Origin of the sequence: Mesorhizobium sp. M2A.F.Ca.ET.037.01.1.1 (genome assembly GCF_003998075.1) — a bacterium.
Lineage (GTDB): Bacteria > Pseudomonadota > Alphaproteobacteria > Rhizobiales > Rhizobiaceae > Mesorhizobium.
Map to the genome: position 1 here is coordinate 1 of NZ_RZSA01000082.1, position 11668 is coordinate 11668.

11 protein-coding genes are annotated in these 11668 nt (G+C 62.9%); 6 read left to right on the forward strand and 5 right to left on the reverse strand.

Annotated elements, in window-relative coordinates:
• The coding region (locus EOA27_RS06720; protein ID WP_127255790.1) for an aldehyde dehydrogenase family protein at positions 1-144 on the forward strand (144 nt) is incomplete at its 5' end.
• 88 nt (positions 145-232) lie between these two features.
• Entirely contained in the window at positions 233-1495 is a 1263-nt protein-coding gene (locus EOA27_RS06725) for a four-carbon acid sugar kinase family protein (protein ID WP_127255793.1), read from the forward strand.
• Between the two features lie 27 nt (positions 1496-1522).
• On the opposite strand, the gene EOA27_RS06730 is transcribed toward EOA27_RS06725, so the two are convergent.
• From EOA27_RS06730 to EOA27_RS06750, 5 genes are all read right to left on the reverse strand, one after another.
• Positions 1523-2425 carry a DMT family transporter gene (locus tag EOA27_RS06730; RefSeq protein ID WP_126062156.1) on the reverse strand — a complete coding sequence of 301 codons (903 nt, stop codon included), beginning with the start codon at positions 2423-2425 and terminating at the stop codon, positions 1523-1525.
• 87 nt (positions 2426-2512) lie between these two features.
• Positions 2513-3892, reverse strand: a complete 1380-nt coding sequence (locus EOA27_RS06735; RefSeq protein WP_127255795.1) for an aminotransferase — start codon at positions 3890-3892, stop codon at positions 2513-2515.
• A gap of 128 nt (positions 3893-4020) precedes the next feature.
• Positions 4021-5181, reverse strand: a complete 1161-nt coding sequence (locus EOA27_RS06740; protein ID WP_127255797.1) for an acyl-CoA dehydrogenase family protein — start codon at positions 5179-5181, stop codon at positions 4021-4023.
• 101 nt (positions 5182-5282) lie between these two features.
• Complete coding sequence (locus tag EOA27_RS06745; protein WP_127255799.1) at positions 5283-6542, reverse strand: acetoin dehydrogenase dihydrolipoyllysine-residue acetyltransferase subunit; 1260 nt, start codon at positions 6540-6542, stop codon at positions 5283-5285.
• Positions 6543-6546: 4 nt separating this feature from the next.
• Positions 6547-7404, reverse strand: a complete 858-nt coding sequence (locus EOA27_RS06750; protein WP_126062152.1) for an IclR family transcriptional regulator — start codon at positions 7402-7404, stop codon at positions 6547-6549.
• Between the two features lie 199 nt (positions 7405-7603).
• On the opposite strand from EOA27_RS06750, the gene EOA27_RS06755 reads away from it, so the two are divergent.
• Genes EOA27_RS06755 through EOA27_RS06770 form a run of 4 tightly spaced genes read left to right on the forward strand, consistent with a single transcriptional unit; the run spans position 7604 to position 11552 of the window.
• On the forward strand, positions 7604-8617 hold the full coding sequence (locus EOA27_RS06755) for an ABC transporter permease (RefSeq protein WP_126062151.1): 1014 nt from the start codon (positions 7604-7606) through the stop codon (positions 8615-8617).
• A 10-nt stretch (positions 8618-8627) separates the two neighbouring features.
• Positions 8628-9476: an ABC transporter permease gene (locus EOA27_RS06760; RefSeq protein WP_126062150.1), complete on the forward strand. Its 849-nt coding sequence runs from the start codon at positions 8628-8630 to the stop codon at positions 9474-9476.
• Positions 9473-10525 carry an ABC transporter ATP-binding protein gene (locus tag EOA27_RS06765; RefSeq protein WP_126062149.1) on the forward strand — a complete coding sequence of 351 codons (1053 nt, stop codon included), beginning with the start codon at positions 9473-9475 and terminating at the stop codon, positions 10523-10525. The genes EOA27_RS06760 and EOA27_RS06765 overlap by 4 nt, the downstream gene beginning before the upstream one ends.
• Before the next feature lie 13 nt (positions 10526-10538).
• Positions 10539-11552, forward strand: a complete 1014-nt coding sequence (locus EOA27_RS06770; protein ID WP_189476499.1) for an oligopeptide/dipeptide ABC transporter ATP-binding protein — start codon at positions 10539-10541, stop codon at positions 11550-11552.
• Positions 11553-11668: the final 116 nt, after the last annotated feature.

Consider the following 11668-nt stretch of genomic DNA (forward strand, 5'->3'; position numbering starts at 1 on the left):
CTCTCGATCAACCATCTCGGTCTGGCGCTGCCGGAGGTTCCGTTCGGCGGGATCAACGATTCCGGCTACGGCACCGAGGGCGGCGCCGACGCGCTGGAGTCTTACCTGAACACCAAATTCGTCACGCACCTGCAGGTCGAGTGACGACATCGGCCGTGGGCGTCTCGAGCCGGATCGCTCCGGCGGCGGGCGGGGGAAGTCCTTGACGAAGCTCGGGAGGGGCATCGGTCGCATGAGTGTCAGATTCGCCGTCATTGCCGACGATTTCACCGGCGGGCTGTTCGTTGCGAGCAATCTCGAGAAGATCGGCATTCCCGCCCTCTATGTCTGCGATCCCGGCATCCTGCCGTCCATCGGCGACCAGGGCGTTGTTGTGGTTGCCACGCGCTTGCGCTTCATGCCGCCGGCCGAAGCCGTGGCCACTTTGGATTCCTTGACGGTCTCGCTAGATGCAATCGGCACCGAGCATATTTTCTACAAATACTGTTCCACCTTTGACTCGACCGATGAAGGCAATATTGGTCCCTGCGCCGACTTCTTGATCGGGAAATACGATCAGTCGCGCCTGGTCTTCGGTCCCGGCTATCCCGACCTTCGCACCTACGTGCATGAAGGCTACATGTTCTACAAGGATCGCCTGATCTCAGAATCGATTAAGCGCTTCGATCCGATCTCGCCGATGAACGATCCCGATATGGCGAGGGTGCTGCAGCGCCAGACCGCCGAGAAAGTCGGATTGCTGCCACATCGCGTCCTGCATCGTGGCTCCACGGTCGCGCATGACTATGTGCGGGACCAGCAGGACAAGGGCGTGCGGTACTTCCTCATGGATTGCGTCGACAATGACGACGTGGCGCTTGGTGCGGTGATCTTCGGTGGTGACCGCGTCACCACCGGGGCCGATGCCCTGGCGATCGAACTGGCTTCGCGCTGGGAGAAGCGCCAGCTTGCTCGGCAAGACCGGCCGATGCCGCTTCGCGGGCAGGGCGGGGAGGCCGTCCTGGTGGGAAGCTGCAGCGAAGTCACACTGAGGCAGCGCGATCATTTCGCGCTCTCCAACCCGGTTCTCGACATCGACATCCGCGAAGCGGAAGCCGATGCCCTGACGGATAGAGCTCTCGAATGGGCGCGGTGGCGACTCGATGCTGGTCGAGCGATCGGATTCTCAGTCGCCGGCGATCCGGATGCCGTTACGCGGGCGCAGTCGATGTTCGGCGTGATGGGGGCGGCGCGCAAGGCCGAAGCGATCCTGGCTGGCATCGCCAGGGGATTGGCGGAGAAAGGCGTCCGCAAGTTCGTCGTGTCGGGAGGCGAATCCTCCGGCGCCATCGTCCAGGCGCTGGGCATACAATGCATGCAGGTGCTTGCCTTTGACGAACTCGGCGCCGGGTCCTGCATCTCGCAGGACGACAGGCGTATTTCGCTGTTCCTCAAGCCGGGGAAGATCGGCGCCGAGGATGTGTTTTCCGCGGCTCTCGAGAAGATGAGGGCGTGAGCGAGGGCCACTGCAGACCGGCGTTCCTCAACGTATGCCGGGCGGGTTTGCCGGTTTGATCCGGCGTATACGCTCGCGCAGCACCGTCAGCAGGCCCGCGCTGGCGATAATCCCGACTCCGACCACCGCCAGCAGGTCGGGATATTCCTGAAAGATGATGATCCCGAAGAGCATGGCCCAGCCAAGCTGCGAATAAGCGACCGGCGCGATCTGGGTCGCGTTGCCGTAGCGCGCCGCGCTGACGAACGCCCACTGGCCGAGACCCACACACAGGCCCGATAGCGCCATCAGCACGAGATCGTGTAAGGCAGGCGCCGTGAAGCCGTGAAGCACCATGCCGATGCCATTGATCAAGACGAGGTAAATGAACAGCATCCCCAGGATGCTCGTCTTCTTGGCGGCGGAGCCGAGGCCTCGCATGATAATGATCGACGTGCCGGTGGAAAGCCCTGCGACCATCGCGCCGAAATGTCCGAGCTGAAACGCCTGGAAGCCGGGCTTGACCGCCAGCAGGACTCCGACGAATCCGAGCAGCACGGCGAACCACCGCCATAGCCCGACCTGTTCCTTGAGGATCAGGACGGACATGACGGTCACGAAGAACGGGGCAAGGAAGATGAGCGAGTAGGCATCCACGAGCGGTATCGTCGTGAAAGCGTATATTGCGCAAAGGCTCGACACCACGCCGCATATGGCGCGGAAATGAATGGGCCATGGGCGGCTCATTTTCCAGAACTCTATCCAGCGCTCGTTCTGATGGCGCGTAGCCATCAGAACGAGCGAGGCGAAGGCGTTCTCGAAGAAGCCGATCTCGAAAACGCTCAAGGGCCCATGCAGGGCCTTGGTGAAAGCGTCGGATGTCGAGAAGCACGCATAGGCCGCGAAGGCGCAGACATAGACGTTGGTCAAGGGAGATTGCCGGGCTGGCATCGGATGCGCCTGCTTCTGCGTTGTTTGCCGGCCGACACCGTGGCGGCCAGAGTGCGGGAGCTGTCGGCGCGCCTCGCTCCCGTTTTCTCAGATCGACTTTGCCTGGATTGCCTTGTCGGTTTCCCGGAGAGCCTTCTCCATCTTGGAGCCGATCTCCTCCACGTCGCCTTCGTCGATGATCAGGGGTGGGCAGAAGCCGACCGTGTCGCGCATCGCGCGAACCACTAGGCCATGCTCATAGGCGCTGGCGGCAAGGCGGGCGCCGACCTGGCGCGCCGGCGCGAACGGTGAGCCGGTTGCCGGGTCCTCGACGAGCTCAACCCCATACATCAGTCCGACGCCGCGAAGATTCCCAACGATGGGCGAGTCCTTCGTCACGTCGGCGAGCGTCTGATGGAGGAGCGCGCCCATCTTGCGGACATGGGCCACGATATCGAGCTCTTCGTAGATCGCGATCGTCTCCGCCGCGACGGCCGCGCCGACCGGGTGAGCCGCATTGGTGAAGCCGTGGCCAAACGAGGTGCCGCCTTCATTGTAGCGCTCGACCGCCTCGAGGATTTTCGGCGACACGATCACGGCCGCGAGCGGGAAGTAGGAAGAGGTGATGCCCTTGGCGAGCGACATCATGTCGGGCGCCATGCAGACCGTCTCACGCCCGAACCAGTTGCCAGTGCGGCCGAAACCGCAGACCACCTCGTCGTCGAGGCACAGGATGTCGTACTTGGCCAGGATCTTTTGGACGGCCTCGAAATAGCCCTCTGGCGGCGGAATGATGCCGCCGCCGGCGATGACCGGCTCGGCGATGAAGGCGGCGATCGTGTCCGGGCCTTCCCGCAGGATCATGCGCTCGAGCTCGCCAGCCAGGCGGGCGACGAACTCGGTTTCGCTCTCGCCCGGCAGCTTGACCCGATAGGCGTTTGGGCACAGCGTATGGATGAACCCGGGCAGTGGAAGTCCGAATTCCCGGTGCATCATCTCCGGGCCGCACATCGACCCCGCCACGATGGTCGATCCATGAAAGGCGCGATCGCGCGCGATGACCTTGCGCTTGGTCGGCTTGCCGCGTGAGGCATGGTAGAGCCAGGCAAGCTTCACCATGGTCTCGTTGGCCTCGGAACCGGAGGTTACGAAGAATGCTTTGCCGTTTGGCATGCCGGTCAGTTCGACCAGCTTCTTGCTCAGCGTCGCCGCCTTCGGGTTCGTGCGTCCGTAGAAGCTGTGGTAATAGCCGAGCTCTTCATATTGTTTCGCGGCAGCGCGCCCCAGGCGCTGGTTGTTGAAACCCAGCGACGCGCACCAGAGTCCGGCCATGGCGTCGATATAGCGTTTGCCATTTTCATCGATGACATGCGTGCCGTCGCCCTTGACGATGATGTAGGCGCCCTCGCGCGACAGGGCCTGCGGATTGGTCTGGGAATGCAGATGGTAGGCGAGGTCGGTCGCGTTTATTTCGGAATGCGCGTTCACGGCGGGCTCGTATGCTGATTGTGGAAATTGCGGGTGATGATAATGAAAAAAATTCGGTTATCAACGATCGGATTAGGTGCACGGCGCCTCATTCATAGAAGCCAGCACCGCGGCTTTATCCATGTCGCCTAGGCCGCGGCGGCGGCTTCCTTCATCATGTTCCTCGCGATTAGGATCTGCTGGATCTGGGTTGTTCCCTCATAGATGCGGAACAGGCGGACATCGCGGTAAGCACGCTCAATGCCATACTCTTCCATGTACCCGGCGCCGCCGTGGATCTGCACAGCCTTGTCCGCGACACGGCCGACCATTTCGCTGGCGAACATCTTGCAGCAGGCGGCCTCGGTGGAGACATTTTCGCCGCGATCCTTGGACCGCGCCGTTTCGAGCACCATGCACCGGGCGGCGTAGGCTTCGGCCCGACTGTCCGCCAGCATCGCCTGTATCAGCTGGAATTCCGCGATGGGCCGTCCGAACTGCTTGCGCTGCATGGCATAGGTCAGGCTGTCCTGGATGAGCCGTTCGGCCATGCCCACGCAGAAGGCCGAAATATGCAGCCGCCCCCTGTCCAAGACCTTCATCGCGGTTCTGAGGCCCTGGCCTTCCTTTCCGCCCAGGACGGCCGAGGCCGGCACGCGGCAGTCCTCGAAAATCACGTCGCAAGTGTGTGAGCCAGCCTGCCCCATCTTCTTGTCGATCTTGCCGAATGAAAGGCCGGGCGCGCTCCGTTCTACGAGGAATGCAGTGACAGCGCCACCGAGCCTTTGACCACTCTCGGTCCGGGCAAAGACCGTGAAGAGATCTGCATATGGCGCATTCGTGATGAAGCGCTTGGTGCCGTTGAGCAAATATTCGTTGCCCTCGCGGCGGGCCGTCATGCGCAACGAGCTGGCGTCGGAACCGGCCTCCGGTTCGGTCAGCGCGAAGGCGCTGATCAATTCTCCCGTTGCCAATCTCGGAAGATATGAGCTCTTCTGGGCATCAGTGCCGTCCATGACCAGGCCCTGTGAGCCGATGCCGTTGTTGGTGCCGAACACCGACCTGAATGCAGGAGACGTATGGCCAAGCTCGAAGGTGATGCGGACCTCTTCTTCCATGTCGAGGCCAAGGCCGCCATACTCCTGCGGTATCGACAGCCCGAACAGCCCGAGCTCGCGCATCTCCTGCTTGATCTCGGCTGGCATGCTGTCGGCGCGGGCAATTTCGGCCTCGCGCGGCACTAGACGTTCCTTCACGAAGCGCTGCACCGTGTCGCGCAGCTGGTCGAAGAGGTCTGCTTCAAGGGCCATGGGGTCGTCTCTCAATTGTCATTTCAGAATCGAGCCGCGGGCGGTATCGTCCCGGTCCGCTGGAGGCAGGGCCTCGTCCCGCTTCGTCGTCGCGAAGCGGCTCAAGGTTCGGAGCGGGCCAGGGCCAGCATCTCGTTGACTATCGAGAGCGTGAGCTCCGGCTGCTCCAGATAGGGCATGTGACCGCATTGCTGGAACGCATGGAGGCCGACACGGCCGGGCAGCGAATGGCAATGGGTGAACGGAATAATCCTGTCTTGCATGCCGAAGATGATGCGGATGGGGATGCGAAGTCGTTCGAGGTCGGGCCGGATCGAGAAGGTCTGCGTGCCGTCGCAGAAATAGCGCTCCGCCAGGTTAGCCAATGCGCCGGACAATTCCTCGTCCTTGCGTTGGTCCACCACGCTGCGCACGAAGGCTTCCGAGATTAGGCCGGGATCGAACACCAGTTCGTGCAGCCAGGGCAGGATGCTGGAAGGCTGCCTGGCCGCGACAAAGCCCTTAATGAATTGACCACGGATCTCCGGGCCGAGCCCCGCTGGCGATATCAGCAGCAGCGCGTTGACCCGGACGAACCCGCGGCTGGCGAGTTTGGAGGCTACCGCGGCGCCGAAGGAGTGGGCAACGAAAGCCGCCTCATCAATGCCTTCGGCTGCCATCCGCTGCTCGACCATGGCGCAGATCGCGTCGAGATCGGTCGGAACGGCCCTCGATGATCGTCCGTGGCCAGGCAGGTCTACGGCGAGCATTCGCGCCCTTGGCCGACCGGCGGCAAGCAGGCCGCGCCAGGCGTTGTGGTCGGACGCAAAGCCATGCAGGGCGACGAGCGTGCCGGGGCCGTCCTTCTGTAGCCACACGGCATTCAGCGGTGACTGGCTTGCGGCCGGAGACGGTCTCGGGATTGGCGGCACATCAATGAGGTCACGCTTTTGAATGCGCCCCCTTGGTCCGGAGCCGCGGACGTTGCGCAGGTCGATCTGCTGCTGTTCGGCGATGCGTTTGGCCAGCGGCGTCGCGACGATTCGCGCAGATGCGCTGTGCTGCGCCGGTTCACTCTTACCATTGGTGGCAGCGGCTATCGGCAGCGCTTTAGCAGCCGGTTTGCCCGCGCCCTCCGGCCGCTCGCCACTTTGCAGGATATGCGCGACAACTTCGCCAACCTGGACATCTTCGCCGGCACTCCGAACATACGAGACAATTCCTGACGCCGGGGCCTCGACCTCGACCGCCGCCTTGTCATTGTCGATCTCGAAAAGGGGCTCGCCCTGGTTTACCGTCGCCCCATCTTCCTTCAGCCAGCGCGAAATCGTGCCGGCGTCCGTCTCCAGGCTGACTTTCGGAAAGATGACGGCAGTCGCCATGAAGTTATCCCTTGTTACCGGTCGGCGTCGCCGAGGTCGATTCGCCGGGTGGCGGCGGCACGGCGCCGATCAGCCGGCTTTGCAGTTCCGCAAGCAGCGATTTGAGCTTGGGGACATAAACCGAGAGGCAGGCCTCGACGGGCGCCAGGTCCTTTATGCCGCCGCACGTGATGGCGACCAATTGCGAGCCGTCGGTCGGCCTGAAAGGCACGCCCACCGCATTTATGTAGCTGTACCAGTCGCCGAATGACGAGACGAAGCCATGCTTTGCATAGCTTTCCAACCCGCTGTCGATGGCGCGCTGGATCTTGTCCCTGGTGCCGGGTTTGGTCTCGATCAGCTGTCGGATAACGCGCTCGCGCAGCGTCTCCTCCATGGCGGCCAGATAGGCCAGCCCCATGGAGGTCTGCCATATCGGCAACCGCGAGCCGACATTCAGCCTGAGCGTCACCGGCGTTTCCGGCCGGCAGTTGGCGACGTAGACCATCTCCAGCCCGTCTCGCATGCCCATGGCCACCGCGACGCCAGTTTCGAAGGCCAGCGCCTGCATCAGCGGCTTGGCCATATAGATCACGGCGCTGCTGCTCAAACCTGAATAGCCGAGCGAAACGGTGGCTGGCCCGATGCTATATCGTCCTAGCAAGGGGTCGTAGATCAGGTAACCAAGCCCGACCAGCGTGTAGGTCAGGCGCGAGATGGTGGCTTTCGGCAGGCCTGTCCGCTCGATCAGTTCCTGGTTGCCGAGCGTGACGTCCGCGGGCGTGAAGGTGCGCAATATCTGCAGTCCGCGCACCAGGGCAGAGGCGTGTTGACCAAGCTCTTCCTCGGAGGGCGCGACGATCGGCTTAATGCGTTTTCTCATGCTGCCTCCCAACAGCGCGAAGGTTTCCGCCGGACGATGGGCCCACCGGAGACCCCACTATGTCGCTAGGCGCGTCCAACAGGTTCGCTGAAATTTGGAACTTAATTTCATTTCTATTGACTGGACTTTTCAGCCTTGTCAATATCGCGCCACTTTCACTCGATGGGGCAGGTGCTACCGCGATGCCAAGAGACGACCGATGCTGAACTATATCCTACGACGCAGCATCGCGATGCCTTTCATTCTGCTGGGCATTGTCACGATGGCGTTCCTGCTTACGGCCATAACCAAGGGCGATCCGCTCACCGCCGTCGTAAGTGAACAGCAGATGAACAACCCGGAGATCGTCGCCGCCGCGCGGCAGCGCTGGGGGCTCGATCGTCCCCTGCCGGAGCGGTACCTGATCTATGTCGGCAACCTGCTCAAGGGCGACATGGGAACGTCGTTCGTCACGCGTCGTCCGGTGTCGGCCGATCTCGTGGCACGTCTGCCGGCGACGTTCGAGCTCGTCATCGCCGCCATGATCATCGGCAGCGTCATAGGCATCGTCTTCGGCCTCCTCGCGGCCTACTATCGTGACACCGCGACCGATCAGGGCGCGCGCATATTCTCGCTGTTCGGCTCCTCCGTCCCGATCTTCTGGCTGGGCCTGGCGCTGCTTTTCCTGCTGTCGGTCAAATACCAGATACTGCCCGGGCCCGGCCGCATAGATCCCAGGCTTTCGCCGCCGCCCGCTGTGACTGGGTTCATGACCATCGATACCCTGCTCGCCGGGAATTTGACCGCCTTTAAGGATGCGCTCGCTCATCTTGTGCTGCCTTCGGTGGTCCTCGGCTGGACCGTTGCCGGAACGATCTCGCGCCTCGTGCGCGCCAACATGCTGGAAGTGATGGAGCGCGAGTTCATCCTCACCGCACGGGCCAAGGGAGCCGGCGAGATGCGCGTGGTGCTGCGCCATGCCTTCCGCAACATTCTGGTGCCGGTGCTGACGGTGATCAGCTACTCGTTTGCCTATCTCATCACCGGCGCTGTGCTGACGGAGGCGGTCTTTGCCTGGCCTGGCATGGGCAGCTATGCCGTGACAGCGGCGCGTTCGCTTGATTTCCCGGCGATCATCGGCGTCACGATCGTCGGCGGCGTGATGTTCCTTATCACCAATCTGCTCACGGATATCGCTTATGTGCTGGCCAATCCGCGCGTGCGCCTGAACTGAGAGAAAGCCAATGTCTTCGGTTCAAGCCTCAACACCAGCGCGCCTTCGGCTTCCCGAATGGGCTTCGCCTGCTTTTCTGGTCGGCGGTGTCGTCGTTCTCTTTTGGCTCGTGGCCACACTGTTGCCGACATGGCTCGCGCCTTACGACCCGCTCAAGCTTGCGGGCCGGCGGCTGCAGGCGCCGAATGCGAGCTATCTGCTCGGAACCGACGCCCTTGGCCGTGACGTGCTCTCGCGCACGATCCATGGTGCGCAGCATTCCCTACCGATAGCGCTGCTGGTGGTGGTCAGCGCCGTGGTGATCGGATCTGCCGCGGGCGCTATTTCAGGTTACAGGGGCGGCATCATCGGCGCCGCAATCATGCGGCTGGTCGATGTCACGCTTTCCTTTCCTCCGATCCTGCTGGCGATGGCCGTGGCGGCTTCGCTTGGGCCGGGACTGGGCAACGCGGCGATCGCGATGGTGGTCGTCTGGTGGCCGGTCTATGCCCGGCTGATGCGCGCCCAGGTGCTCGAGGTGCGCGAGCGCGAGCATGTCGAGGCCGCCGTCGCGGCCGGGGCGGGCCATTTCCGTATTCTCACCAAGCACATCCTGCCGCTTTGCTGGACGCCCATTCTCGTCAGCGCGACGATGGACCTCGGCCAGGTGATCCTGCTCGCGGCGTCGCTCTCGTTCATCGGCCTCGGCGCCACGCCTCCGACGCCCGAATGGGGCGCGATGATCTCGGACGGCGCGACATTCTTCTACAGCTGGTGGATCGCGTTCGGGCCGGGCATGGCAATCCTGACGGTGGTGCTGGGCTTCAACTTCATAGGTGACGGTTTGCGCGACTATTTTGACCCGAGGTCGTCCAAATGAGCGCGGCCGAAATCAATCAAGAGGCCGCCGGCCAGCCATTGTTGCGCATCCGCGATCTGAAGGTCGGCTTTGCCTCGCGGGATCGCGTCCTGCCCGCCGTGCGCGGCATCAGTATCGACCTCTCCAAGGGAGAGGTCCTGGGCATCGTCGGGGAATCCGGATCGGGCAAATCGCTCGGCATGCTCGCCTCGCTCGGCCTGCAGGCGCGCAACGCGATCGTCACCGGCTCGGTCGTCTTCAAGGGGCAGGAACTCGTGGGGCGCTCACGCCGGGACATGCGCGCGCTTCGCGGAGCCGAAATCAGCATGATCTTCCAGGATCCGCTTTCGTCGCTCAATCCGGTAATGACCGTGGGCGATCAGATACGCGAGGCGCTTCTCCTCCACAATAGGGGCTTGAGCAAGACGAACGCGACCAAGCGGGTGCTCGAGCTTTTGCAACTTGTCGCCATTCCGCAGCCGGACCGGCGGATCAATCAGTATCCTCATGAGTTCTCGGGCGGCATGCGCCAGCGTGTCATGATCGCCATGGCAGTCGCCAACAATCCCGAATTGCTGGTTGCTGACGAGCCGACGACGGCGCTCGACGTCACGGTGCAGGCGCAAATCATGCGCATGCTGCGCGAACTCAAGGAAAAGCTCGGGCTCGCGTTGATCCTGATCACACATGACCTCGGCGTCGTCGCCGGGCACGCGGATAGGGTCGCGGTCATCTATGCGGGGCTGGTGGTAGAGGAAGCCGAGGTGCGGGAACTCTTTGCCAATCCCCGCCACCCCTACACTCGCGGTCTGATCAATTCGATCCCGAAGCTGACGGCTTCGAAGGAGAAGCTTTATTCGATCCCCGGCGCGCCGCCCATGCTCGGCGCGCTGCCTGAAGGCTGTGCCTTTCATCCGCGTTGCAGCTTTGCCCAGGCTGTCTGCCGCAAGACTGCCCCTACAGTGATCGAGCTTGGCCGGCACCGGGCCGCTTGTCACTTCGCAGATAGCCTGCCGTCTTGGAGCGATGCCGGCCGCACGACACCGGCGGAAGAGCGTACAAATGTCTGAAAAATCGAACAGAATCCAGTCCGTGTCGGACGAGGGGATCGCCATGTCGGTGCGCAATCTGTCCAAGACATTCCCGATCATGGGCGGTACCCTGGTCCGTCGGGAAGTCGCGCAGCTGAAGGCTGTCACCGACATCTCCTTCGACCTGAAGCCCGGCGAAACGCTAGGTCTGGTCGGTGAATCCGGCTGCGGCAAGTCCACGCTTGGCCGATGCCTGCTGCGCCTGACCGAGCCGACGTCCGGCAGCGTGAGCGTGAACGGCGTCGACGTAATTGCGCTCGGCCCACAACAGATGCGCAGGATGCGCCGGCATCTTCAATTGGTCTTCCAGGATCCGTACAGCTCACTGCACCCGCGCATGCGCATCGAGGACAGCATCGCGGAGCCGCTGCGCATATCTACGATGAAGCGCCCGGAGAGGCGCGAGCGCGTGATGGAGATGCTCGACCTGGTCAGCCTCAGCGCCGCGCATGGACGGCGCTACCCTCACCAATTGTCTGGCGGCCAGCGCCAGCGTGTCGTGATCGCTCGCGCCCTCGCGTTGAAGCCGGAAGTGCTAGTGCTAGACGAACCGGTCTCGGCGCTCGACGTGTCGGTGCAGGCCGGCGTGCTCAACCTCCTCCAGGAGATACAGGAGAAGATGCGGACGGCTTACGTGTTCATCGCCCATGACCTGTCGGTGGTGCGCCACATCTCCCACAAGGTCGCCGTGATGTATCTCGGCCGCTTCGTCGAAGTGGCGCCGGCGGAGAAGCTCTATGGAAGGCCGCTTCATCCCTATTCACAGGCGCTGATGTCGGCAGTGCCGGTCGCCGATCCGGATGTCGAGCGCAGCCGCAAGCAGCTCCTGCTGAAGGGAGACGTGCCGAGCCCGATCAACCCGCCGTCGGGCTGTCCGTTTCGGACACGCTGTTTCAAGGCCCAGGATAAATGCGCGGAGGTGCCGCCGCCGCTCCTCGAGATCGAGCCGGGACATCAGGCGGCATGTCATTTCCCAGGACCGGCGGATATCGGGCTGGCCGCCTGAGCGCCGGAATCCCCGCAAAGCAAGAAAGCGAGAACCAAATGTCGGAATCCGTTGGGCCTGGGGGCGCTGCCGCGTCCGGTTTGCCGCTGGCGGGCATCAAGGTGCTGGACCTTTCC